Source organism: Citrobacter sp. MGH 55 (assembly GCF_016906145.1).
Taxonomy (GTDB): domain Bacteria; phylum Pseudomonadota; class Gammaproteobacteria; order Enterobacterales; family Enterobacteriaceae; genus Citrobacter_A; species Citrobacter_A amalonaticus.
This window is the reverse complement of the sequence record NZ_CP070239.1, coordinates 3,505,295-3,528,655: the sequence shown is the minus strand read 5'-3', so window position 1 is coordinate 3,528,655 and position 23,361 is coordinate 3,505,295. Positions and strand designations below refer to the sequence as shown.

Below are 23,361 nucleotides of genomic sequence, written 5' to 3'. Positions count from 1 at the left end.
GACGATAGCTTCTTACGGAATTCAGTTAACTTAACCTTTAAAAGCTTACCTGACTCCTCGTCGTTTTGCAGGTTTTCTCACACTTTCAGGAATATCCTTACTCTTGCCAGGCTCTCCTTTTGCTCAGACTTTCGTTGGTATCACCCGGCTTGCGCGGTAACATAAGTGACTGACAATTCAAACTTCCCCGCTAACAGGAGTCAACATGCAAAAGATAGTGATCATTGCCAACGGTGCGGCATACGGTAGCGAATCGTTATTTAACAGCCTGCGGCTGGCGATCGCGTTACGTGAACAGGCGAGCGACCTCGACCTTCGTCTGTTTCTGATGTCGGATGCCGTTACGGCGGGTTTGCGCGGTCAGAAGCCCACAGAAGGCTACAACATCCAGCAGATGCTGGAGATCCTTACTGCCCAGAACGTCCCGGTAAAACTGTGCAAGACCTGCACGGACGGGCGCGGGATCACGACACTGCCGCTGATCGACGGCGTGGAAGTCGGAACGCTGGTGGAACTGGCGCAATGGACGCTGGCCGCCGACAAAGTGCTCACCTTTTAATCCCCCTTTTCAGGCAAGCTTGCTGAAACAGCCGGTTATTTCCGAATTTAATCTTATTGGGGCGTATCTTTACCAAAAGTAAGTGCGCCCGATCACGCTTTTCTCCGGGATTTTGTCACTATTGTTTAATCGTTATGCCATTTTTTGATCAAAATCAGCATCCGCAGCCTAACTCTTTGGTGTTATGCCTCATGGGTAAAATGTGAACAACATCACGCAGCACTTCCGAAAGGAAGTACGTTGTTTTCAATACGGGGTGAGAAATGGCATTAGTAAAGGCAAGTTTGAAGTTATTTGGTGGGGATACCGTGGTCGTACGCTGTTCGGAGCGTTGCCACATCCATCTGATGAGCGAAAAAAATCACGTTAAAGACACGCAGACCGACATATTAAGCGTGCAGAACCGTGATAACGCATGGTTGACCGTACCGTATACCGGCGTCTGGAATGTCCTGATCGACAGTCATAGCCAGTCGCTTGAACATTCCATCAGTTATATCGCCGCCTGATACGCAAATGGCCCGGTCGCGCTTACGCAGCCGGGCCGACATAAGCCTCACGCGAAACCCGGCCGCATAACACCTTCAGGCAGGGACTCCCCTAATAAACCGCGCACGTTAGTCACCAGATCGTTAAGACACTCATCCTGCATCCCCAGTTTCTGCAACTCCTGTTCAAGCGAAAACAGGTACTGCGCGTTCGTGCCAAGCGGCCCACTGGCAGCAGCAATCAACGGGGCGATAATTTGCGCTCGCGTGTCCGACTCATACAGCGGATGGCGCGGATCCATAATAAATACCAGTGCATTGACCGTTCGTCCGTCGTCCAACGCCAGTTGACACCACGTCGGCAGGTAGCAGCCGGTGATCATTTCGCGCTTCCACAACAGCGTTAATTCCTGTTCAAGCGAGGCATCCGGAAGACGATAGGCCACACCGGTGGTGCGTCCGCCCTCTTTTAGTGCAAGCATTCGTCCCGGCTGACACGCGGTTCCGCGCCCTGCCGTGAGACGCAGGCAAAAGGCCCGATGCCATCCCACCAGCGTACCGGTACATGACTCCTCAAATTCTAACGCCGGGTTCCACATCAACGATCCATAACCGAAGATCCACACCGGTCCATCATCTGGTCGGCATGCCAGCGTCGCCGCAAGGGACGCTGCACGTTGCTCTGCTGACCATAAGAGTGATTCTTCAATAGCACCAAATGCCGTTTTACAATCGGCATTCATCAAGAAATCACGCGTTAACACCTTACACCTCCGCCACTGCATACTTCCCTGCGACAACTTTTTGACGCCTTCCGGGCATTTTAACTGCTCATTTTGAAACCAATATCACGACAATATGCAATTCATGGGCCGCTTGCAAGGCAGCAACGGGGGCTGGTAGCACGATTCGCCTACGCGTTCACGGGAGCTATAGCGTTAGACCTTATAATTGAAGTGGTTAGGATTTCTTATGCCACTTCTCATCTTCACCTTTGGCATACTCTTTTTTCACTGCTGACCACGCCACCTTATGTGCGGTCTCTTCCCGACTGGCATCATCGCGGCGATCGGCTTTGTCCTTGTACTGCTCCCAGGCGCTATTGAACGCCTCTTTGTAGATCTCCTGGGCATGGGCGGGTAAGACGTGTTGTACGCTGTCTGGCAGATCTTTTTTTGCTTGATAGGGCATCATTGACTCCACTTTTTGGCTAAACCTTAAGTGTGGTCAACCCTGAGCGCCTCTGCCACTACAATAAGGTTTATTCGTCCTGCAGCCTGCATAAACTTCTGTTATTTAACCACTCTATAAACAAGAGTTTCTCTTTCTGTCGTTTTAAAGGTGAAAGGCCGAAATGCCGTAAAATTTCGTAAAATATCACCGTAAAGCCTGCGTTTTCTGTTATTTTTTACACGCTTTATTACATTTATAACTAAAATCGACCTGCAGAGATGGAGAGCATTCATGACACATGCACATGAGGCGGTGAAAACCCGCCATAAGGAGACATCGCTTATTTTCCCGGTTGTGGCGCTGGTAGTGCTGTTCCTGTGGGGGGGCAGCCATTCACTACCAGCGGTAATCGGCATTAACCTTCTTGCCCTGATTGGTATTTTAAGCAGCGCCTTTAGCGTTGTTCGTCACGCCGACGTACTGGCTCATCGCCTCGGCGAACCCTACGGCTCACTCATTCTGAGCCTGTCCGTGGTCATTCTTGAAGTCAGCCTGATCTCAGCGCTGATGGCGACCGGTGATGCGGCACCTACGCTGATGCGCGACACGCTCTATTCCATCATCATGATTGTCACTGGTGGTCTGGTGGGCTTTTCGTTATTACTGGGCGGGCGTAAGTTCGCCACTCAGTATATGAATCTGTTCGGTATCAAACAGTATCTGATTGCCCTGTTTCCGCTGGCAATTATCGTGCTGGTGTTTCCGATGGCGCTGCCCGGTGCGAATTTCACCACCGGCCAGGCGCTGTTGGTGGCCTTAATTTCTGCCGCGATGTACGGCGTATTCCTGCTCATTCAGACCAAAACGCACCAGAGTCTGTTTGTTTATGAGCACGAAGATGACAGCGACGACGACGACCCGCATCACGGTAAGCCCTCTGCGCACAGTAATGTGTGGCATGCCGTCTGGCTGGTGATTCATCTGATTGCGGTCATTGCCGTCACCAAGATGAACGCAAACCCGCTGGAGACACTGCTGACCGAACTGAACGCCCCGGTCGCCTTTACCGGCTTCCTGGTCGCGCTGCTGATCCTCTCCCCGGAAGGGCTTGGGGCGCTGAAAGCAGTGCTGAATAACCAGGTGCAGCGCGCCATGAATCTGTTCTTCGGTTCAGTGCTGGCCACTATCTCTCTGACGGTACCGGTGGTAACGCTGATTGCGTGGGCGACGGGGAATGACCTGGTGTTCGGCTTAGACGCACCAGAAATGGTAGTGATGGTAGCGTCACTGGTGCTGTGCCATATCTCGTTCTCAACGGGGCGCACTAACGTACTGAACGGTGCGGCGCATCTGGCGCTGTTTGCCGCCTATCTGATGACGATCTTTGCCTGATCCCTCAGACGAAAAAAACCCCGCTGCGGCGGGGTTTTCTGTTTCTGCGTGACTTAGTTCTCAGTGTCGAGCTCGTCGAAGCTTTTCACCAGATCGTCAACCGCTTTCATCTGCACCAGGAACTGTTCCAGCTTCGCCAGCGGTAGCGCGGATGGGCCGTCGCATTTCGCGTTGTCCGGATCCGGATGCGCTTCAATGAACAGACCGGCCAGACCGACCGCCATACCGGCACGCGCCAGCTCAGTCACCTGACCACGACGGCCACCAGACGCTGCGCCAAACGGGTCGCGGCACTGCAGCGCGTGGGTCACGTCGAAAATCACCGGGCTGTTGCCAGAAACTTTCTTCATCACGCTGAAGCCCAGCATATCGACAACGAGGTTGTCATAACCGAAGTTTGCCCCACGGTCACACAGGATCACCTTGTCGTTACCGCCTTCATGGAATTTATCCACGATGTTGCCCATCTGACCCGGGCTCACGAACTGCGGTTTCTTCACGTTAATGACCGCGCCGGTTTTCGCCATCGCTTCCACCAGATCGGTCTGACGCGCGAGGAACGCCGGTAACTGAATCACATCTACAACGTCAGCGACAGGCTGCGCCTGGCTGGCTTCATGAACGTCGGTGATCACTTTTACGCCAAAGGTCTGCTTCAGTTCCTGGAAGATTTTCATCCCTTCTTCCAGGCCCGGTCCACGGTAGGAGTGGATAGAGGAACGGTTGGCTTTATCAAAAGAGGCCTTGAACACGTAAGGGATACCCAGTTTCTGGGTAACGGTCACGTAGTGCTCACAAATGCGCATCGCCAGATCGCGCGATTCCAGCACGTTCATCCCGCCAAACAGCACGAACGGCAGATCGTTTGCTACCTTGATGTCGCCAATGCTAACCACTTTTTGTTTCATAGGATCGCCTTAATGATGAGTAAGAATGTCGATAAATTAATGCAGGACAATTTGCTTATGCGAGATGTTATTAATCTGCGCACGAATCATTTCGCTGATCGGGTCTTCCGGACACTGCTCAACGAAATAGCTTAAATCGGTCAGCGCGACATGTTCACATTCCAGTTGCGCATAAATTAAGCCCCGGTCACGTATTTCATACGGATCTTCCGGGTTAAATTGCAGTAACGCTTCGCTCGCTCGCAGCGCCAGCTCCATCTGTTGTTCTTCCATTAAGGAAGATTTCAGCGTGTCCAGCAGCTTGCGAATCACTTCCGCGTTATCCGCTTCATCCAGGTCCTCGTTAAATAACTCAGCGACCGGACTGATATTCCCCTTCAGCCACACTTCCAGCGTATGCTCATTCAACGTTTCCCCGTTAAACGGGTTGATGAGCCACATCTCGCCTTCCAGCGACTCGATACGCAAAATAAGCTGCGTCGGGAATATCACCGGCACCAGCGGTAATGACAATCGGTTGGCAATCCACAGTAAAATTGCCCCCAGTGACACCGCACTGCCCTGGCGGTTCTTCAGTACCTGGTCAAGCCATAGCGCGTCGGACAAGCGGTAAACGCCGCGGGTGTCAGTAAAGCCCCACTCGCCGTAGAAAAGTGCCAGCAATTTTTCCAGTTGCTCATCCTGAGACAAAAGCTGGCTAATTTCTTCTTGCGCCAGGCTGACCAGACGTTCCAGCTCGTCATAGACAGTTTGCGAAGGGAAATCCAGGCGGATCGATTCCGATGCCAGGATCATCCCGTCGCACAATGGCGCTTTGTTAAATTCGAAATCAGCTAACGACCTCATGACTTACCCCAGTAACGGTATTTTTGTGGTGGCGAGTTTAATGATGATGTACAGCACCACCAGCGCCAGCGGGAACGCGATTAATCGCGCCTGCCGACTGCGCGCCCGACGGTAATCGAGCGCAATAAAACCCAAAACGATGTAAATGATAACTCCAAACAGCTTCTCAGTCAGCCATGTCCCCTGCTCCGTGAATGGCAGGATGTGCGTTTTAGCGATCAACCCCACACCAGTGAGCAACAAAACGGTGTCAACAATCGGCGGTACGACGCGCGTCCAGCGCGCGTGAGCCCGCGCAGGATGACATTCACTCCACCCATAACGCAGCACAAACAGACTAACGGAAAGCGCAATGCTAGCAAGGTGAACCCCTAACAGGAGCGTAACGCTGTTCATACGGGCTTGCGTCCGAGCGTAAGACGCTCGTTGTCGCCATAATCGCGACAAGTTTCTACCGCCTGGTAGCCCGCGCGATTAAAGGCGTCACGCACCGCGGCACCCTGCTGCCAGCCATGCTCGATCAGCAGAAAACCGCCCGCTTCCAGCCGCGTGCGAGATTGCTCGATGATGTGCACAATGTCGGCCATTCCGCAGTCACCGGCGACCAGGGCGCTCAGCGGTTCGAAGCGGACATCGCCCTGCGCCAGATGCGGATCCTGCTCGTCAATGTACGGCGGATTGCTGACAATCATCGCAAACTGCTGCCCCGGCAAGGCGCTAAACCAGTCGCTTTGCAGAATATGGACATTGTTGATAGCCAGATGAGCCGCATTACGCTGCGCCAGCGCAACGGCATCCGGCATTCTGTCAACCGCCGTGACCTCGCAGTCAGGGCGCTCAGACGCCAGCGCCAGCGCAATCGCACCGGTGCCAGTACCCAGATCGAGAATGCGGCACGGGGTTGTTGGCAGTCGCGCCAGCGCCTGCTCCACCAGACATTCGGTATCCGGACGCGGGATCAACGTGGCCGGTGAAACAAACAGCGGCAACGACCAGAATTCCCGCACGCCAGTTAAATGTGCGATCGGTTCCCCTCGTTGACGGCGAGCCAGCAGCATCGCCAGTTGCGCCTGCTGGGCATCGGTCAACGTCGTTTCGCCAAACGCCAGTATCCAGGTGCGCCCTTTTCCGGTCACGAATTCGAGTAAGATCTCGGCATCGCGACGCGGGCTTTCACTCTCCTGTAGCTGGCTTATCGCCTCACGTAACCAGTGCTGAAAATCCATTATTCCTGCTCGGACAGCGCCGCCAGCTGATCGGCCTGGTATTCCTGCACGATCGGCTCAATCAGCATATCCAGTTTGCCTTCCATTGCTTCATCCAGACGGTAGAGCGTCAGGTTGATGCGGTGATCGGTCACACGCCCCTGCGGAAAGTTGTAGGTCCGGTTGCGGTCGCTGCGGTCGCCGCTGCCCAGCAGGTTACGACGCGTTGACGCTTCGGCCTGCTGACGCTTCGCCACTTCTGCCGCGCGAATACGCGCGCCGAGCACCGAGAGCGCTTTGGCTTTGTTCTTGTGCTGCGAACGTTCGTCCTGACACTCCACCACAATGCCTGTCGGCAGGTGAGTAATACGGATCGCGGAGTCGGTGGTATTAACGTGCTGACCACCCGCCCCGGAGGAACGGAAGGTATCAATACGGAGATCGGCCGGGTTGATATCCGGCAGTTCAGCTTCCGGCAGCTCCGGCATCACCGCCACGGTACAGGCAGATGTGTGGATTCGGCCCTGCGATTCCGTTGCCGGTACGCGCTGCACACGATGCCCGCCGGACTCAAACTTCAGTCGACCATAGACGCCGTCGCCGCTGATCTTGGCGATAATCTCTTTATAGCCGCCGTGCTCGCCTTCGCTGGCGCTCATGATCTCCACGCGCCAGCGGCGTGTTTCGGCATAGCGGCTGTACATGCGAAACAGATCACCGGCAAATAAGGCCGCTTCATCACCGCCAGTCCCGGCGCGGACTTCCAGAAACGCATTGCGTTCATCGTCCGGATCTTTCGGCAGTAACAATACCTGTAGCTGCTGTTCCAGTTGTTCACTCTTGTCTTTCGCTTCGCGCAGTTCTTCCTGCGCCATTTCACGCATTTCAGGATCGTCGAGCATCATTTGTGCTGTTTCGATATCGTCCTGAATCTGTTGCCAGTCCGTAAAACAGCGAGAAACATCGCTTAGCTGTGCATACTCGCGCGACAATGCGCGAAAACGTTCCTGGTCTGCGATGGTTCCCGCATCACCCAGCAGCGCCTGAACTTCTTCATGGCGTTCATGCAGGGCTTCCAGTTTGGCAACGATAGAAGGCTTCATAGGCGTAAATGCACCTTGTAAAAAGAAGGGTGTGTTGCTACTCCAGCCCGAGGCTGTCGCGCAAGATATTCAGGCGTTCGTCATCCCCGTCACGGGCGGCCTGCTGAAGAGATTTGGTTGGTGCATGGATCAGGCGGTTGGTCAGTTTCCATGCCAGATCCTGCATAATGGCCTGCGCGTCACCGCCCTGTTCCAGAGCAGCAAGCGCTTTTGCAGTCAGTTCATCCCGTACATGCTCAGACTGACTCCGGTATTCACGAATGGTTTCACTGGCGCCCTGAGCACGCAGCCAGGCCATAAACTCGCTGGTTTCCTGCGCGACAATCGTTTCGGCTTCCACTGCCGCAGCTTTGCGCTGCGCCAGGTTGTGCGAAATGATGCTTTGCAGATCGTCAACGCTATAGAGATAAGCGTTAGCCAGTTTACCGACTTCCGGTTCGACATCGCGCGGAACGGCGATATCCACCAGCAGCATAGGCTGATTTCGGCGGCTTTTCAGCGCACGCTCCACCATCCCTTTACCAATGATAGGCAGCGGGCTGGCGGTTGAACTGATGATAATGTCAGCTTCCCGCAGACGTTCATCGATGTCGCTGAGTGCGATCACTTCAGCACCCACTTCATCGGCCAGAACCTGCGCCCGCTCACGGGTGCGGTTGGCGATAATCATCTTCTGCACTTTGTGTTCGCGCAGATGGCGTGCCACCAGTTCGATGGTTTCGCCCGCGCCGACCAACAGCACAGTGACCGTGGAAAGTGATTCAAAGATTTGGCGCGCCAGCGTACAGGCGGCAAACGCAACGGACACGGCGCTGGCACCGATATCGGTTTCGGTACGAACCCGTTTGGCAACGGAGAACGATTTCTGGAACATACGTTCCAACGCGCTGGCGTTCAGGTGGCCTTTTTGTGAATCCGCAAACGCTTTTTTCACCTGGCCGAGGATCTGTGGTTCACCGAGTACCAGCGAATCCAGACCGCTGGCGACACGCATCAGATGGCTGACCGCATCGTTATCCTGGTGCCAGTAGAGACTGCTGCGCAGATCGTCTTCATCAAGATTGTGGTAATCACATAACCAACGAATCAGCGCTTCCTGCAGGTTGTCCTGCTCTTCCACGCTCAGATACAGCTCCGTGCGATTACACGTCGACAAGACCACGCCGCCCTGCACCATTGGCTGCGCAAGCAGGCTTTCCAGCGCCTGATCGAGCGTATCTGGCGAAAACGTTACGCGTTCTCGCAGCGATACAGGTGCCGTCTTATGGTTAATGCCGAGCGCTAAAAGGGTCATGTCTGCGGGAGTAGTACCAGCGTTGATATGGTTAGTCTGCTCGCATCATACAGGATGCGCGGAATCAATAAAAGAGAGTGCCCCCTTTTGGAGTAATCGCTTATTGCTTAAATTAAGATAACGTGAACGTAGACGATATACCCGCGCGGCGCTAGCATTAAGGGTTATTATTGCAACGTATCACAAGGATTCGTCATCATTATGACCCTGCCTGATTTTCGCCTGATCCGCCTGCTTCCGCTGGCAACCCTGGTTCTGACCGCCTGTACGATCAACGCGCCGAAAGGCCCGGGGAAAAGTCCGGACTCTCCTCAATGGCGGCAACATCAGCAGGAGGTCCGCCAGTTAAATCAGTATCAGACGCGCGGCGCGTTTGCCTATATTTCCGACGAGCAGAAGGTCTATGCGCGCTTTTTCTGGCAGCAGACCGGCCAGGATCGCTATCGCCTGCTGCTGACCAACCCGCTTGGCAGCACTGAGCTTGAACTGAACGCGCAGCCGGGTAACGTGCAGTTGATGGACAATAAAGGCCAGCGCTATACCGCTGACGATGCCGAAGAGATGATCGGCAAGCTGACCGGTATGCCGATCCCGCTGAACAGCCTGCGTCAGTGGATCCTTGGCCTGCCAGGCGACGCGACCGACTATAAACTCGACGACCAGTACCGCCTGAGCGAAGTGAACTACAGCCAGGACGGAAAAAACTGGAAAGTGGTCTATAGCGCGTACGACAGCAAAACCTCCCCGGCAATGCCGGCCAATATGGAACTCTCCGACGGTGCTCAGCGTATCAAGCTGAAAATGGATAACTGGATTGTAAAATGATGACCCAGTGGCCCTCTCCGGCAAAACTGAATCTGTTTTTATACATCACCGGACGACGTGCGGACGGTTATCACACGCTGCAAACGCTGTTTCAGTTCCTCGATTATGGCGACACCCTCAGCCTGGAACCGCGCCGCGACGGCGAAATTCATCTCCTGACGCCGGTTGACGGCGTGGCACATGAAGACAACCTGATCGTTCGTGCCGCGCGACTGCTGATGAAAACAGCCGCAGAGCGCGGTCGGCTGCCAGCCGGTAGCGGTGCAGATATCCGTATCGAAAAGCGTCTGCCGATGGGCGGAGGCCTGGGCGGCGGATCGTCGAACGCGGCAACCGTGCTGGTCGCGCTAAACCATCTCTGGCAGTGTGGTCTGTCGCTGGACGAACTGGCCGAGCTCGGTTTAACGCTCGGGGCTGACGTGCCGGTGTTTGTCCGCGGACACGCCGCCTTTGCCGAAGGCGTCGGAGAGATCCTGACCCCAGTGGAACCGGCCGAAAAATGGTACCTGGTGGCCCATCCTGGCGTCAGTATTCCTACGCCGATGATTTTTAACGATCCCGACCTCCCCCGTAATACGCCAAAAAGGTCAATAGAAACGTTATTAAAATGTGAATTCAGCAATGATTGCGAGGTTATCGCAAGAAAACGTTTTCGCGAGGTTGATGCGGCGCTTTCCTGGCTGTTAGAATACGCGCCGTCGCGCCTGACTGGTACAGGAGCCTGTGTCTTTGCTGAATTCGATACAGAGTCTCGTGCCCGGCAGGTGCTTGAGCAAGCCCCGGAATGGCTCAATGCCTTTGTGGCGAAGGGTGTCAACCTCTCTCCACTGCATAGAGCGTTACTCTAACTCATTGAAGTTTCAGTACGTTGGCGAGATGACGAATTGCCAGCCGCATACATCAGTATGTGACTGGTGTGAGGCCTTGAACCCAGCGCGCATAAAACATAAATGATGACGGGTAAGCCGGGCAAGCTGAGTTTCGGTGACAACGTCACCCTGTTCCAGACGTTGCATCGCGCTCGTTAATACACCGCATGGAGAGAGTCCTGCCTGGCCCGCACAGTTTTTGGCAAACTCTTTCCACCAATGGACGCATGCCTGAGGTTCTTCTCGTGCCTGATATGAAGCTTTTTGCTGGTAACGCCACCCCGGAACTAGCACAACGTATTGCCAACCGCCTGTACACTTCTCTCGGCGACGCCGCTGTAGGTCGCTTTAGCGACGGCGAAGTCAGCGTACAAATTAACGAAAATGTACGCGGTGGTGATATTTTCATCATCCAGTCCACTTGTGCTCCAACGAACGACAACCTGATGGAATTGGTCGTTATGGTTGATGCCCTGCGCCGTGCTTCCGCAGGCCGTATCACCGCCGTTATCCCTTACTTTGGCTATGCGCGCCAGGATCGTCGTGTACGTTCCGCTCGTGTGCCGATTACGGCAAAAGTTGTCGCTGACTTCCTGTCCAGCGTCGGCGTTGACCGCGTTCTGACCGTTGACCTGCATGCTGAACAGATCCAGGGCTTCTTCGACGTACCGGTTGATAACGTATTTGGTAGCCCCATTCTGTTAGAAGATATGCTGCAGCTGAATCTGGATAACCCGATTGTGGTTTCTCCGGACATCGGTGGCGTCGTGCGTGCCCGCGCTATCGCTAAGCTGCTTAATGACACCGATATGGCGATCATCGACAAACGCCGTCCGCGTGCAAACGTCTCTCAGGTGATGCACATCATCGGTGACGTAGCGGGTCGTGACTGCGTGCTGGTTGACGATATGATCGACACCGGTGGTACGCTGTGTAAAGCAGCTGAAGCGCTGAAAGAACGTGGGGCAAAACGCGTATTTGCTTATGCCACTCACCCGATCTTCTCAGGCAATGCGGCAAACAACCTGCGTAACTCTGTGATTGATGAAGTCGTTGTCTGCGATACCATTCCGCTGACCGACGAAATCAAAGCACTGCCGAACGTGCGTACGTTGACCCTGTCGGGTATGCTGGCCGAAGCGATTCGTCGTATCAGCAACGAAGAATCGATTTCTGCTATGTTCGAGCATTAATCGAACCCGGCTCAAAGACCCGCTGCGGCGGGTTTTTTTGTCTGTAACCTTTATTTGTATGACTTATGCCTCCTTCACCTGCCAACCCGCCATTTCATTGAGTTGACAGATGATGCGCTCATGGATGAAACATTATTGTGAACAGAATTTTTTCCTCACATGTGATGCCTTTCCGCGCCCTCATCGACGCTTGTTGGAAAGAAAAATATACCGCCTCACGGTTTACCCGTGATGTGATTGCCGGGATCACCGTCGGGATTATTGCTATCCCGCTGGCGATGGCACTGGCTATCGGGAGTGGTGTCGCGCCGCAGTACGGACTTTATACCTCCGCTGTGGCCGGGATTGTTATTGCCTTAACCGGGGGCTCGCGTTTTAGCGTCTCAGGCCCGACCGCCGCGTTTGTGGTGATCCTCTACCCCGTTTCACAACAATTTGGGCTGGCAGGCCTGCTTGTCGCGACGCTGATGTCCGGGGTCTTCCTGATCCTCTTTGGCCTGGCCCGCTTTGGCCGCCTGATTGAGTATATCCCGGTTTCAGTTACCTTAGGTTTTACCTCAGGGATTGGTATCACCATTGGTACCATGCAAATCAAAGATTTCCTCGGTTTGCAGATGGCCCACGTTCCGGAACACTATCTGCAAAAAGTCGGCGCGCTATTTATGGCTCTGCCGAGCATTAACCTGGGCGATGCCGCCATCGGGGTGGTCACGCTGGGCACGCTGATGATGTGGCCGCGTCTGGGCATTCGCCTGCCGGGCCACCTGCCCGCCCTACTCGCCGGCTGTGCTGTCATGGGGATCGTCAACCTGCTGGGCGGCCACGTTGCCACCATTGGTTCTCAGTTCCACTATATTCTGGCCGACGGCTCACAGGGCAACGGGATACCGCAACTGCTGCCGCAACTGGTGCTGCCGTGGAACCTGCCGGATTCTGATTTCACGTTGAGTTGGGATTCCCTGCGCGCCCTGCTTCCGGCGGCCTTCTCAATGGCCATGCTGGGGGCAATCGAGTCCCTGCTCTGCGCCGTGGTGCTCGACGGAATGACCGGCACGAAACACAAAGCCAACAGCGAGCTGATTGGTCAGGGCCTGGGTAATATTGTCGCCCCCTTCTTTGGTGGGATTACCGCAACGGCGGCGATTGCCCGTTCGGCGGCAAACGTCCGCGCTGGCGCAACATCCCCCATTTCCGCCGTGATCCACGCGCTGCTGGTGATCATGGCGCTGTTGGCGCTGGCACCGCTGCTCTCATGGCTGCCGCTGTCGGCGATGGCGGCCCTGCTGCTGATGGTGGCCTGGAACATGAGTGAAGCGCACAAAGTTGTGGATTTGCTGCGTCATGCGCCCAAAGACGACATCATTGTGATGATGATGTGTATGTCACTGACGGTGCTGTTTGACATGGTCATTGCCATCAGCGTCGGGATTGTGCTGGCCTCGTTACTGTTTATGCGCCGTATCGCACGCATGACGCGACTGGCAGCGGTTAACGTCGAGGTCCCCGATGATGTACTGGTGCTGCGCGTGATCGGCCCACTGTTCTTTGCAGCCGCTGAAGGATTGTTTACCGATCTGGAGTCACGCATCGAAGGCAAACGCATTGTCGTACTGAAATGGGACGCGGTACCGGTGTTGGACGCAGGTGGTCTGGATGCCTTCCAGCGCTTTGTGAAAAGATTGCCAGAAGGCTGCGAACTGCGCGTAAGTAACCTTGAGTTCCAGCCGCTGCGCACGATGGCGCGCGCTGGCATTAAGCCGATTCCGGGTCGTCTGGCCTTTTTCCCGAACCGCGACGCGGCGCTGGCTGATTTATAATCTTTTTGCGCTTACCGGTCTGTTCCTGTACAGGCCGGTAACATTTTCCGCTCTGTCCCCTGTTTTTCCCCTCCCGTGTTGTTATTATCAGCTTTCAGTTTCTGCAAATAAGAGTGACAACTCGTGATTTCATTTACGCTACGTGAAATGACCGGAGAAGATATTCCGGCGGTTCAGTTATTTCTGATTCAACATCTGAATGAATTTTTTGCGGCTGACAGACCTGCCCCTACTCCCGGACAGGATGTTTTTAACCTGCAACAGCAGTATATTCAACAGCAGCGCAATGTATTGCTGTGCGCCTGGAGCGAAAAGCAGGAACTCATTGCGACCCTGGCCGTCTGCCAATATGACGACCGTATAGCCGAACTTCGCGGACGCTATATTTTGACAGAAACGGCAGAAATTTGTCGCTGTTATGTGGACAAACGTTACCGCAGAAAAGGTATTGGACGTCAGTTACTCGCTTTTGCTGAAACATTCTGCGAGCAGCAGCGGTACAACTTATTATACTTACATACCCATCATTTTTTACCGGGAGGTTATTCATTCTGGCGACGTAATCATTTTCAGGTTGTGATGGATATGCACGATGACTGGCAATTAGTGCATATGGAGAGATCACGTAAATCACGCATGAATAAGAATATTACTTGATCAATGTCAATCAATTCTCATTTAGCTTTTCATTATTACATTTCGACATCCGCAATTTCATCCCTCAAAAAAACATAACACATTGATACACAACAACTAAAATTTACCCCACTCAATAAAATTCGTTTTTCCCCTTGCGATTGATCTTGTTAACAAATGCCGATACAGTCTTTTTCGACAGTATTTCATTGCACCAACATTGTAATGAATAGGAACATGGTGCGGATTATTGCAATCCCATTCCATGACTGCCCCCGCAACTGTAGGCGGATGCAGAATATCCTCGTGCAGCATATTTTGTTGCAGGTCACTGTAAAGCGAATCTTTATGGGAAGGCCGATATTCTGATTACCGTGAGTCAGGAGACCTGCTGTCAAATTTATACCCCATTGAGTGGACGGGATGGTCCATGTGATGAATTATTTGATATTAGGCACCGTGAAAGAGCGAATCAGATCCTTGACTGAACCGCTGACTTTCTTTATTTGCATAACGTCATGCATAAATTTCACGATGTCCTGTCATCTATCGTCATGAACTCTCCCGATATATGGAACGATATAATCCATGACCAGACGTTCAGATTCTGGCATGAACGGGATGATAATAATGCACGCTAATATTACCTCTTTACCTTATAAAAAAATGCTTCTGGTTGTTGCTGGTGCCGCACTGTTTCTCACCTCAGGTCTTTCTCATGCAGCCAAAACGGAATATCCCTTGACGATAAAAAACTGTGGTCGGGATATGACATTTCACGCAGCGCCAAAACGTGTTGCCACCGTAGGACAAAACAGCACTGAGATCCTGTATGCGCTGGGCCTGGCCGATCGCGTGGTAGGCACATCGCTGTGGTTCGGGCCCGTTCCCGACGCGTATAAGGCGGCAAATGACAAGATTGCAGTTATTGCGCAGAACATCCCCAGCTTCGAAGGCATCATTGCCAAAAAACCGGATCTGGTCGCCAGCCAGTTCGAATGGCAGATCGGCCCTGCGGGCACGGTGGCGTCTTATGAACAGTTCAGCGAACTGAAAGTCCCGGTCTATACCGCACCGGCAGACTGCGCGAAAGATAACGAAGATGGCGGTGACGGCGTGCGCAAAGGCATGTTTGATATCGCAATGGTCTATCAGGAAGTGGCCGACTTAGCGAGGATCTTCGACGTTCAGGATAAGGGCGAAGAACTGATTGCCAGCCTCAAAGCACGTGAAACGGCAGCGAAAAGCAAAATCGCCGGGATGGACAACAGCGTCTCTGCCGTTTTCTGGTTCTCCAGCGCCGACCTGCAACTGGATCCTTATGTCGCCGGGAAATTAGGGCCTGCTGCCTGGATTGCGCAGACCCTGGGTATCAAAAACGTCATTGATTCCGCAGAGGAGTGGCCAACGGTCGGTTGGGAAACCATCGCCAAAGCCCAACCGACAGTGATTGTGCTGGGGGAAATGAGTCGTCGACGTTTCCCGGCCGATGACTGGCAGGTGAAAATGGATTATTTGAAATCCGACCCGGTCACCCAGTTGATCCCCGCCGTAAAAGCCGATCATTTACCAGTGATTGATGTACAGACCATGAACGCCGGAATCAGAACGATTGACGGTGTTGAAAAACTGGCTGACGCCCTGGTTGAGTATGGTTTAGCGCATCCACAAGCCGCGCATTAACCCTCGTTTCGCGCCAGTTCCTGACGGGGCCGGCGCGTGTTATGCACTCCAAACGCAGGTGACTATGAGCGATTTACGCAGGACGCGTCACGCCGTTAGTCGGCTGGCGGTCAATGTTTGCGGCCACGCCCTCTGGGTTAGCGTGCTGATGTGTGGCGTCCTGCTGGCAGGGATCGCCATTGGCGAGACGTTTATTCCCTGGCAGCACGTATTCAACACTCTGGCAAACCATCTGTTTGATACCGATTATCCGGTTGATGCGCTGGATGCCGGGATTGTCTGGAACTATCGCCTGACCCGTGCGCTGGTCTCCGCCAGTTGTGGCGCCAGCCTGGCCGTGTCGGGCGTAGTTTTACAATCGTTACTGCGCAATGCGCTTGCCGAGCCGTATCTGCTGGGCATTTCCGCAGGCGCATCAACCGGTGCGGTGCTGGTTGCGCTGACCGGACTGGGCGCCGGGATGATCAGCATGTCGTTCGGCGCATTTGTCGGTGCCCTGACTGCCTTTTTGTTTGTGGCCCTTCTGGCGGTAGCGGCAGGCGGCAGACAAGGCGGTGGGGTGACGACGCAAATCATTCTCGCCGGGATTGCCAGTTCCCAGTTATTCAATGCGCTGACCTCGCTGATCATCACCCGTTCAGCTAACGCGGAACAGGCACGCGGCATTATGTTCTGGTTACTCGGGAATCTGAGCGGCGTCCGCTGGCCGGATGTGGTACTGGCGATCCCCACAGCGTTAGTTGGCGTTGCGATATGCTTCTGTTATGCCCGCCATCTGGATGCCTTCTCTTTTGGCGCGGAGTCCGCCGCCTCACTGGGGATTCCGGTAAAACGCACACGTGGCGTGCTGATTGCCGCCGTAACGGGTATGACGGCCATTATGGTCTCCATCGTCGGCGCAATTGGCTTTGTGGGACTGGTGATCCCTCACGCCGCCCGTCTGCTGGTAGGCCATCAGCACCATCGTTTGCTGCCTGTCAGCGCGCTGATCGGCGCCATTTTCCTGATCGTCGCCGATGTTATCTCCCGCACGCTTCTCCCCGGACAAGTTCTGCCTATCGGCGTTATTACGGCCCTGGTCGGTGCGCCCGCGTTTTCCATCATCCTGATCAGAGGAAACCCGACCAAATGACCGTCAATCCTGTACCGACTCCGGTTGCCATCCGCGACGCGATAATTCAGGCGAAAAGTCTGCACTGGCAGGTGAAAGGCAAAGTGATCGTCAATGACGTCTCACTCAGCGTGGCGCCGGGTGAGTTTGTCGGCATTATCGGCCCCAATGGCTCCGGGAAAACGTCGCTGATTTCATTGCTGGCAGGTCTGCTGAAGCCCACCACCGGTCACATCCTGTTGCAGCAAAAAGCGCTGCATCGCTATTCACGTCGTCAACTGGCGCAGCAGGTCGCGCTGGTTGAGCAGCAGGCAGAAACCAGTGAGCGCCTGACCGCGATACAGGCCGTCTCGCTGGGGCGAACCCCGTGGCTGAGCCTACTGAATCCGTGGTCGGACAACGATGACGATATCGTCCAGACCATGCTGGAGAAAGTCGATCTTCAGCATCTTCGCCATCGCTGCTGGCACACCTTTTCCGGCGGCGAAAAACAACGCCTGCATATTGCCCGCGCGCTCGCTCAGCAGCCACAACTGCTACTGATGGACGAGCCCACTAATCACCTCGACATTCAACATCAGATTGGCCTTCTCAGTCTGGTGAAACGCGAAAAACTGACGGTTGTCGCCGCTCTCCACGATCTCAATCATGCGGCCATGTTCTGCGATCGCATCATCGTGATGAACGCCGGTCGTCTGGAAATGCAGGGCCGTCCCTGCGCCATTTTCACCCGCGAGAATCTCCGCGCCTGGTTTGGCATTGACGCCATCGTCGAGCGCGATCGCCATGGTGCGAACTGTTTTATTCGTTATCAAAGACCTGAAGAAGCCTAAGGAAGCCCCCCATGAATTCTCTGAAAAAGAGCCTGAACGTATTGTGTTTGCTGGTCCTCACCGCCTCTGCCTTCGCGCAAACCCACGAAGTACTGATGAAGAATCGCGGTTCAGCAGGCCCCATGGTCTATGAGCCAGACTACCTGGAGATTCAGCCTGGCGATACGGTGAAATTTATCCGCAAACATAAGAGTCACAACGCAGCCTCGATTGCTGAACTGTCACCTGCGGGCTACCCGGGATTTATCGGCAAAATCGATGAGGAGATCGCAGTGAAGTATGACAACGCGGGCTTCTACGGCATTAAATGCACCCCGCATTATGCGCAAGGGATGGTCATGCTGATTAAAGTCGGCAACGCCACCCTGCCGGACAGCTATCGCGCGTTTACGGCCCCCGGGATCGCTAATAAGCGCTTCCAGGATATCTATTCGCGTATTGATAAACAGTAAGGGAGAGCGCTGTGGTGGTGGAGAACAAACAGCCGGATAAAGACATTCAGCAGCAACGACGCAACTGCCTGTGCAAATTGACAAAATTTGTTGGCGCAGCGGGAGTGACCGCCGCCGTCTGGCCGTTGATTTCCGCATTAGGGCCGGACGAAACAACGCGCGGAGAAAATGAGCCGATAGACGTCTCGCTGGCGGGGATCGCCGCAGGACAAACCCTCAGACGCATCTGGCAAGGGAAGCTGATCCTCATCCATCATCGCACGCCGGAAGAGATCGTCGCGGCCCGCACGGGTGACCACAGCGCGCTTGTCGATCCGCAATCGGACAGCGAACGGGTCGCGTCTGACTATCCGCAGTGGCTGGTTGTTCAGGGGTATTGTCCGCATGCCGGCTGTGTTCCCAATACCAGACCCGGTGGACAGGGCTGGATTTGCCCGTGTCACGGTTCGGAGTTTGATACGTCCGGACGGGTCACCCGCGGCCCCGCAACCACTAATCTGGCCGTTCCTGAGTTTGCCTTTCATCCTGATGGTCTGACCGTGCGTATAGGCGCTAAGGACGTGTGAGATGATCCGCTGGCGCATTCCTTTCCCGCGCTCCATCGCCGGTGTATGGCTGTTTGCCGTTGGTGCGATCCTGCTGGTGATGCTGGGAATACAGATCCTGACCGGTATCGTGCTGGCGATGTTTTACGTCCCGACGACATCGCTGGCGTTTGATTCCATCATCCACATCATGCGCGCGGTCAGTCACGGAGAGTTGCTGCGCAATATGCACGCCATCGGCGCATCGCTGTTTTTCTTTGCCTGCTATTTGCATATTTTCCGTGGCATGTATTACAGCGTCTACCGCAGACCGTATGTGACGATGTGGATGGTTAGCGTCACGTTGTACGTGCTGCTGATGATCACCGCGTTTCTTGGCTACAGCCTGATTTGGGGGCAAAAGAGCTACTGGGCAGCGACGGTGATCGCCAGTTTCGCCCGCGCTATTCCGGTAGTGGGCGACGGGTTGTATACCTTGCTGGTAGGCGGCTATGCGCCTGGCACCCCTACGCTTGGGCGCTTTTACGTCCTGCACTTTATTCTTCCCTTTGTGGTCGTGGTGATGACGATTTTCCACGTCCGTACGGTACAGTCGGCCTTTGCTCACGCGATGAAACGGGCCTTCAGTGAGAAAGCGTCTCGTCGTCTGCTCTTCGATTACCGAATCACGGATGCAGATGCTATTAAAATCACGTTATTCCTGATGCTGTTCACCTGGTTTTTGTTCTTCGCGCCGCACTATCTGAGCAGCGCGGATAACTTCATCCCGGCGGATCCCACGGTGACTCCGGCGATTGTTGCCCCGGAGTGGTACTTTCTCCCCTTCTTTTCCATTCTGCGCTGCTTCCCGAACGAACTCGTCGGGCTGGTGGCGATGTGCGGCGCGGTGCTGATCTTCTATTTTCTGCCGTGGCTGGATACCTCCCGCGCACGTTTTCGTCACTACAGCAAATGGGTGAAATGGGGTTTCTGGCTGTGGGTGCTGAACGTCTGTTTTCTGGGGTGGCTGGGATCAAAAGCCCTGGTTGGCCCCGATCTGACGGAGGGCATTCGTAATGAAGAGGGATGGATCCGCGCGGTCTCGCAACTGTCGACAATCGGCTATTTCGCCTGGTTTTTACTGGTGCTGCCCTGTCGTCGTTTTCTGGAAAAGCAGGACTGAAGATGATGAGACAATTACTCAGATGCAGCATGCTGTGGGTGGTACTCTGCGCGATGAGCCCCACATTCGCGCAAGAGCCTGTTCCCACGCGCCAGGAGTGGAGCTTCAGCGGTCTCTCCGGAGAATATGATAAGGCGCAATTGCGACGCGGTTTGCAGGTCTATGAAGAGAAGTGTCGGGCCTGTCACGGCATGAAATACCTGACGTTTCGCACGCTGACCAAACCCGGCGGCCCGGAACTAACGACAGAAGACGCGAAAAATCTCGCCAGCGGCTATGTCTTTCCGATTATTCAGGATGACGGTCAACCCGGTGAGCGGGACGGCACCCTGAACGACAGCTTTATTTCGCCTTATCTCAACGATCAGGAAGCGAGACATCTGAATAACGGCGCCCTGCCCGTGGATTTAAGTTATATCGTTCGCGCCCGAACCTACGATCGCGGTTTTCCGCAATTTCTGCTGGACGCGTTTATTCCCTACACTGAGCAAGGCGCGGATTATCTCTTCGCACTCTTAACCGGTTATCTGCCTGATGACCCGGAAATGAAGGCGAATCGTTATTATCCGGGTGGGGTGATTAACATGCCAAAACCGCTGGCGGACGGCGAAATCGAATGGCAGTCAGAATTGCATGTCGCGCAAACTGAAGAACAATACGCACGGGATGTCACCGCTTTTCTGGCCTGGGCGGCCGATCCCGACCTGACGGCGAGAAAACATCAGGGAATGTACGTCATGAGGTATCTCGCCATCATGCTGGCGTTATTATGGATGATGCTGTGGATGAAAAGACGCGCACGACATTAAACGCGAGAAAGAAATCGCAAACCGTGACCAGTCAGCCTGATGCTGGCTGGTCATTATCTTGCAGGGAACGTTAACTGTGACGACGATTATCGTTACGGCGGCAACGTTTGTCGTAATGGCGCACCCACCAGTAGCGGTCGCTGACTTGTTCATGCCCCCCTACGCGGGCACCCGCCAGCCACAAAATGGCACCGACGAAAATACTGAGCACTGCACCATGTGCGAAAAATTGTGGCAGGTTAAATTGCGGCAACTGGTTTAAAATGGAGTAACCCACACCAACCACCATAACCACTAACCCCAAACCCATGAGCACATTACCGAGTAACGAAGCGTTTTTGCGTTTCATGTGTCACCTCCGGAACTTTTGGGTTGCTTCAGGGAATACCCCTAATCCATATGTGTAAAGTATAGACAACACACCACTTTGGTAGTGCGCCTGCGATCACAATTACACCCCATTATTCAACAAAACTTTACAAATAAGCCTCTGAACACCTTGACTTTCCAATAATCAATGCAGGCAATTATTCAGTTTCCGGGTAAAGTGACACGTTGCTTTGTCAAGCGGGGCGACAGACAGTAAACTACGCGCCAGTTATTGAAACACTCAGGATAAAAACGTGACGATTAAACTGATTGTCGGCCTGGCGAACCCCGGCGCTGAATATGCAGCCACCCGACATAATGCGGGCGCATGGTACGTCGATTTACTGGCAGAGCGGTTGCGTGCTCCTCTGCGCGAAGAGCCGAAATTCTTTGGCTACACCTCCAGAGTCAGTCTGGAAGGTGAAGATGTCCGTTTATTAGTTCCCACCACGTTTATGAATCTGAGCGGTAAAGCGGTCGGCGCAATGGCGAGTTTTTATCGCATCAATCCCGACGAAATTTTAGTGGCCCACGATGAACTGGATCTTCCCCCAGGCGTGGCAAAATTTAAACTCGGCGGAGGTCATGGCGGACACAACGGGCTGAAAGACATTATCAGCAAGCTCGGCAATAACCCTAACTTTCATCGCTTACGTGTCGGAATCGGTCATCCGGGCGATAAAAATAAAGTTGTCGGCTTTGTATTAGGCAAACCGCCTGTTTCAGAACAGAAGTTAATTGACGACGCGATTGACGAAGCGGCGCGTTGCACTGAGGTATGGTTCAAAGACGGTTTGACCAAAGCAACGAATCGATTGCATGCCTTTAAAGCGCAATAAGCAGTGATGTGCGGCATTTTTGCCGTACGCTGTGTATAATAGGCAAAGTTATTTCCATTTCTACAATCTGTTTTCTACAACAGGTTGATTATTAAGATATTAAGGTGATTTAAATCATGGGATTCAAATGCGGTATCGTCGGTTTGCCCAACGTCGGGAAATCTACCCTGTTCAACGCGCTGACCAAAGCCGGTATTGAAGCGGCAAACTTCCCATTCTGTACGATTGAGCCGAATACCGGCGTCGTGCCGATGCCCGACCCGCGTCTGGAGCAGCTGGCTGAGATCGTTAAACCGCAACGTATCCTGCCGACCACAATGGAATTTGTTGATATTGCCGGTCTGGTAAAAGGCGCGTCCAAAGGTGAAGGTCTGGGTAACCAGTTCCTGACCAACATTCGTGAAACCGAAGCGATTGGCCACGTGGTGCGCTGCTTTGAAAACGACAACATTATTCACGTTTCGGGCAAAGTGAACCCGGCGGAAGATATTGACGTGATCAACACCGAGCTGGCGCTGGCGGATCTCGATACCTGCGAACGCGCTATTCACCGCGTACAGAAGAAAGCCAAAGGCGGCGATAAAGACGCAAAAGCCGAGCTGGCCGCGCTGGAAAAATGCCTGCCGCAACTCTCTGAAGCTGGCATGCTGCGTTCTCTGGATCTGACTGACGAAGATAAAGCGGCGATCCGCTACCTGAGCTTCCTGACGCTGAAGCCGACCATGTATATCGCCAACGTGAACGAAGACGGTTTCGAAAACAACCCGTATCTCGATCAGGTACGTGAAATTGCCGCGAAGGAAGGTTCCGTCGTGGTTCCGGTGTGCGCCGCCGTTGAAGCGGACATCGCTGAACTCGACGATGACGAGCGCGACGAGTTCATGCAGGAACTGGGGCTGGAAGAACCGGGCCTGAACCGCGTGATCCGTGCTGGTTACAAGCTGCTGAACCTGCAGACCTACTTCACTGCTGGTGTGAAGGAAGTGCGTGCATGGACCATTCCTGTCGGCGCCACCGCACCGCAGGCGGCAGGTAAAATCCATACCGATTTCGAGAAAGGCTTTATCCGCGCACAGACGATCGCGTTTGACGACTTCATCACCTACAAAGGTGAACAAGGCGCGAAAGAAGCCGGTAAAATGCGTGCTGAAGGGAAAGATTACATCGTTAAAGATGGCGATGTGATGAACTTCCTGTTTAACGTCTAATTGGTTTCTGTTGTCTCATGAGATTTCGCTGAATCTCATGAA

At 54.0% G+C, this 23,361-nt stretch carries 26 protein-coding genes and 1 riboswitch; of the genes, 17 read left to right on the top strand and 9 right to left on the bottom strand.

Features of this window, described 5'->3' with window-relative positions:
• Positions 1–205 precede the first annotated feature (205 nt).
• Positions 206–559: a DsrE/DsrF/TusD sulfur relay family protein gene (locus tag JTI98_RS14375; protein ID WP_043000489.1), complete on the top strand. Its 354-nt coding sequence runs from the start codon at positions 206–208 to the stop codon at positions 557–559.
• Positions 560–822: 263 nt separating this feature from the next.
• Positions 823–1,068, top strand: coding sequence for a DUF1883 domain-containing protein (locus JTI98_RS14370; protein ID WP_042318612.1), 246 nt, complete (start codon positions 823–825; stop codon positions 1,066–1,068).
• Between the two features lie 47 nt (positions 1,069–1,115).
• Here the strand turns inward: JTI98_RS14370 and JTI98_RS14365 are convergent, their stop codons facing one another.
• Complete coding sequence (locus tag JTI98_RS14365) at positions 1,116–1,811, bottom strand: gamma-glutamylcyclotransferase (protein WP_043000488.1); 696 nt, start codon at positions 1,809–1,811, stop codon at positions 1,116–1,118.
• A gap of 196 nt (positions 1,812–2,007) precedes the next feature.
• Positions 2,008–2,238, bottom strand: coding sequence for a putative cation transport regulator ChaB (chaB, locus tag JTI98_RS14360; RefSeq protein WP_043000487.1), 231 nt, complete (start codon positions 2,236–2,238; stop codon positions 2,008–2,010).
• A 273-nt stretch (positions 2,239–2,511) separates the two neighbouring features.
• On the opposite strand from chaB, the gene chaA reads away from it, so the two are divergent.
• A complete protein-coding gene (chaA, locus tag JTI98_RS14355; RefSeq protein ID WP_043000486.1) occupies positions 2,512–3,612 on the top strand; it encodes a sodium-potassium/proton antiporter ChaA in 1,101 nt (366 codons plus the stop codon).
• 53 nt (positions 3,613–3,665) lie between these two features.
• Here the strand turns inward: chaA and kdsA are convergent, their stop codons facing one another.
• Genes kdsA through hemA form a run of 6 tightly spaced genes read right to left on the bottom strand, consistent with a single transcriptional unit; the run spans position 3,666 to position 8,968 of the window.
• Positions 3,666–4,520 (bottom strand): 3-deoxy-8-phosphooctulonate synthase, encoded by an 855-nt coding sequence (gene kdsA, locus JTI98_RS14350; RefSeq protein ID WP_043000485.1) that lies wholly within the window; start codon positions 4,518–4,520, stop codon positions 3,666–3,668.
• A 36-nt stretch (positions 4,521–4,556) separates the two neighbouring features.
• Positions 4,557–5,366, bottom strand: coding sequence for an invasion regulator SirB1 (gene sirB1, locus JTI98_RS14345; RefSeq protein WP_043000484.1), 810 nt, complete (start codon positions 5,364–5,366; stop codon positions 4,557–4,559).
• A gap of 3 nt (positions 5,367–5,369) precedes the next feature.
• Positions 5,370–5,762, bottom strand: coding sequence for an invasion regulator SirB2 (sirB2, locus tag JTI98_RS14340; RefSeq protein WP_216081409.1), 393 nt, complete (start codon positions 5,760–5,762; stop codon positions 5,370–5,372).
• The gene (gene prmC / locus JTI98_RS14335) at positions 5,759–6,592 is read right to left on the bottom strand and encodes a peptide chain release factor N(5)-glutamine methyltransferase (RefSeq protein WP_216081408.1); all 834 of its coding nucleotides are present in this window, start codon (positions 6,590–6,592) and stop codon (positions 5,759–5,761) included. Before prmC ends, sirB2 begins: the two co-directional genes overlap by 4 nt.
• Positions 6,592–7,674, bottom strand: a complete 1,083-nt coding sequence (prfA, locus tag JTI98_RS14330) for a peptide chain release factor 1 (RefSeq protein ID WP_044257688.1) — start codon at positions 7,672–7,674, stop codon at positions 6,592–6,594. The genes prmC and prfA overlap by 1 nt, the downstream gene beginning before the upstream one ends.
• Before the next feature lie 37 nt (positions 7,675–7,711).
• Positions 7,712–8,968 (bottom strand): glutamyl-tRNA reductase, encoded by a 1,257-nt coding sequence (hemA, locus tag JTI98_RS14325; RefSeq protein WP_216081407.1) that lies wholly within the window; start codon positions 8,966–8,968, stop codon positions 7,712–7,714.
• 201 nt (positions 8,969–9,169) lie between these two features.
• Here hemA and lolB point away from each other — a divergent pair, with 201 nt between their 5' ends.
• The 12 genes from lolB (at position 9,170) to JTI98_RS14265 (ending at position 20,903) form a co-directional block, all read left to right on the top strand.
• Positions 9,170–9,793: a lipoprotein insertase outer membrane protein LolB gene (gene lolB, locus JTI98_RS14320; RefSeq protein WP_044328030.1), complete on the top strand. Its 624-nt coding sequence runs from the start codon at positions 9,170–9,172 to the stop codon at positions 9,791–9,793.
• Entirely contained in the window at positions 9,790–10,641 is an 852-nt protein-coding gene (ispE, locus tag JTI98_RS14315; protein WP_043000478.1) for a 4-(cytidine 5'-diphospho)-2-C-methyl-D-erythritol kinase, read from the top strand. The genes lolB and ispE overlap by 4 nt, the downstream gene beginning before the upstream one ends.
• Before the next feature lie 266 nt (positions 10,642–10,907).
• Positions 10,908–11,855 (top strand): ribose-phosphate diphosphokinase, encoded by a 948-nt coding sequence (prs, locus tag JTI98_RS14310; protein WP_001518537.1) that lies wholly within the window; start codon positions 10,908–10,910, stop codon positions 11,853–11,855.
• A 137-nt stretch (positions 11,856–11,992) separates the two neighbouring features.
• Entirely contained in the window at positions 11,993–13,672 is a 1,680-nt protein-coding gene (gene dauA, locus JTI98_RS14305; RefSeq protein WP_071888393.1) for a C4-dicarboxylic acid transporter DauA, read from the top strand.
• A 147-nt stretch (positions 13,673–13,819) separates the two neighbouring features.
• On the top strand, positions 13,820–14,329 hold the full coding sequence (locus JTI98_RS14300) for an N-acetyltransferase (protein ID WP_043001918.1): 510 nt from the start codon (positions 13,820–13,822) through the stop codon (positions 14,327–14,329).
• Between the two features lie 161 nt (positions 14,330–14,490).
• A riboswitch (cobalamin riboswitch) is annotated at positions 14,491–14,719 on the top strand.
• A gap of 219 nt (positions 14,720–14,938) precedes the next feature.
• Positions 14,939–15,991, top strand: a complete 1,053-nt coding sequence (locus JTI98_RS14295) for an ABC transporter substrate-binding protein (protein ID WP_216081406.1) — start codon at positions 14,939–14,941, stop codon at positions 15,989–15,991.
• Between the two features lie 64 nt (positions 15,992–16,055).
• Positions 16,056–17,123, top strand: a complete 1,068-nt coding sequence (locus JTI98_RS14290) for an iron ABC transporter permease (protein WP_058588326.1) — start codon at positions 16,056–16,058, stop codon at positions 17,121–17,123.
• Entirely contained in the window at positions 17,120–17,935 is an 816-nt protein-coding gene (locus JTI98_RS14285) for an ABC transporter ATP-binding protein (RefSeq protein WP_216081405.1), read from the top strand. Before JTI98_RS14290 ends, JTI98_RS14285 begins: the two co-directional genes overlap by 4 nt.
• An 11-nt stretch (positions 17,936–17,946) precedes the next feature.
• Positions 17,947–18,387: a pseudoazurin gene (locus JTI98_RS14280; protein WP_043000473.1), complete on the top strand. Its 441-nt coding sequence runs from the start codon at positions 17,947–17,949 to the stop codon at positions 18,385–18,387.
• 14 nt (positions 18,388–18,401) lie between these two features.
• Positions 18,402–18,953, top strand: coding sequence for a ubiquinol-cytochrome c reductase iron-sulfur subunit (gene petA, locus JTI98_RS14275; protein WP_216082254.1), 552 nt, complete (start codon positions 18,402–18,404; stop codon positions 18,951–18,953).
• A 1-nt stretch (position 18,954) separates the two neighbouring features.
• A complete protein-coding gene (locus JTI98_RS14270) occupies positions 18,955–20,094 on the top strand; it encodes a cytochrome b N-terminal domain-containing protein (protein WP_216081404.1) in 1,140 nt (379 codons plus the stop codon).
• 5 nt (positions 20,095–20,099) lie between these two features.
• Entirely contained in the window at positions 20,100–20,903 is an 804-nt protein-coding gene (locus JTI98_RS14265) for a cytochrome c1 (RefSeq protein ID WP_216082253.1), read from the top strand.
• A 70-nt stretch (positions 20,904–20,973) separates the two neighbouring features.
• Here the strand turns inward: JTI98_RS14265 and ychH are convergent, their stop codons facing one another.
• Positions 20,974–21,252: a stress-induced protein YchH gene (gene ychH / locus JTI98_RS14260; RefSeq protein ID WP_012132144.1), complete on the bottom strand. Its 279-nt coding sequence runs from the start codon at positions 21,250–21,252 to the stop codon at positions 20,974–20,976.
• A gap of 274 nt (positions 21,253–21,526) precedes the next feature.
• On the opposite strand from ychH, the gene pth reads away from it, so the two are divergent.
• Both pth and ychF read left to right on the top strand, forming a co-directional pair.
• The gene (gene pth / locus JTI98_RS14255) at positions 21,527–22,111 is read left to right on the top strand and encodes an aminoacyl-tRNA hydrolase (protein WP_043000471.1); all 585 of its coding nucleotides are present in this window, start codon (positions 21,527–21,529) and stop codon (positions 22,109–22,111) included.
• Between the two features lie 116 nt (positions 22,112–22,227).
• A complete protein-coding gene (ychF, locus tag JTI98_RS14250; RefSeq protein WP_043000470.1) occupies positions 22,228–23,319 on the top strand; it encodes a redox-regulated ATPase YchF in 1,092 nt (363 codons plus the stop codon).
• The last annotated feature ends 42 nt before the right edge of the window (positions 23,320–23,361 follow it).

Excerpts from the sequence above, each read along its gene's own strand:
- JTI98_RS14375 (WP_043000489.1), top strand. The coding sequence starts at position 206 with ATGCAAAAGATAGTGATCATTGCCAACGGTGCGGCATACGGTAGCGAA.
- JTI98_RS14370 (WP_042318612.1), top strand. The coding sequence starts at position 823 with ATGGCATTAGTAAAGGCAAGTTTGAAGTTATTTGGTGGGGATACCGTG.
- chaB (WP_043000487.1), bottom strand. The coding sequence starts at position 2,238 with ATGCCCTATCAAGCAAAAAAAGATCTGCCAGACAGCGTACAACACGTC.
- chaA (WP_043000486.1), top strand. The coding sequence starts at position 2,512 with ATGACACATGCACATGAGGCGGTGAAAACCCGCCATAAGGAGACATCG.
- kdsA (WP_043000485.1), bottom strand. The coding sequence starts at position 4,520 with ATGAAACAAAAAGTGGTTAGCATTGGCGACATCAAGGTAGCAAACGAT.
- sirB1 (WP_043000484.1), bottom strand. The coding sequence starts at position 5,366 with ATGAGGTCGTTAGCTGATTTCGAATTTAACAAAGCGCCATTGTGCGAC.
- sirB2 (WP_216081409.1), bottom strand. The coding sequence starts at position 5,762 with ATGAACAGCGTTACGCTCCTGTTAGGGGTTCACCTTGCTAGCATTGCG.
- prmC (WP_216081408.1), bottom strand. The coding sequence starts at position 6,592 with ATGGATTTTCAGCACTGGTTACGTGAGGCGATAAGCCAGCTACAGGAG.
- prfA (WP_044257688.1), bottom strand. The coding sequence starts at position 7,674 with ATGAAGCCTTCTATCGTTGCCAAACTGGAAGCCCTGCATGAACGCCAT.
- hemA (WP_216081407.1), bottom strand. The coding sequence starts at position 8,968 with ATGACCCTTTTAGCGCTCGGCATTAACCATAAGACGGCACCTGTATCG.
- lolB (WP_044328030.1), top strand. The coding sequence starts at position 9,170 with ATGACCCTGCCTGATTTTCGCCTGATCCGCCTGCTTCCGCTGGCAACC.
- ispE (WP_043000478.1), top strand. The coding sequence starts at position 9,790 with ATGATGACCCAGTGGCCCTCTCCGGCAAAACTGAATCTGTTTTTATAC.
- JTI98_RS14300 (WP_043001918.1), top strand. The coding sequence starts at position 13,820 with ATGACCGGAGAAGATATTCCGGCGGTTCAGTTATTTCTGATTCAACAT.
- JTI98_RS14295 (WP_216081406.1), top strand. The coding sequence starts at position 14,939 with ATGCACGCTAATATTACCTCTTTACCTTATAAAAAAATGCTTCTGGTT.
- JTI98_RS14290 (WP_058588326.1), top strand. The coding sequence starts at position 16,056 with ATGAGCGATTTACGCAGGACGCGTCACGCCGTTAGTCGGCTGGCGGTC.
- JTI98_RS14285 (WP_216081405.1), top strand. The coding sequence starts at position 17,120 with ATGACCGTCAATCCTGTACCGACTCCGGTTGCCATCCGCGACGCGATA.
- JTI98_RS14280 (WP_043000473.1), top strand. The coding sequence starts at position 17,947 with ATGAATTCTCTGAAAAAGAGCCTGAACGTATTGTGTTTGCTGGTCCTC.
- JTI98_RS14270 (WP_216081404.1), top strand. The coding sequence starts at position 18,955 with ATGATCCGCTGGCGCATTCCTTTCCCGCGCTCCATCGCCGGTGTATGG.
- JTI98_RS14265 (WP_216082253.1), top strand. The coding sequence starts at position 20,100 with ATGAGACAATTACTCAGATGCAGCATGCTGTGGGTGGTACTCTGCGCG.
- ychH (WP_012132144.1), bottom strand. The coding sequence starts at position 21,252 with ATGAAACGCAAAAACGCTTCGTTACTCGGTAATGTGCTCATGGGTTTG.
- ychF (WP_043000470.1), top strand. The coding sequence starts at position 22,228 with ATGGGATTCAAATGCGGTATCGTCGGTTTGCCCAACGTCGGGAAATCT.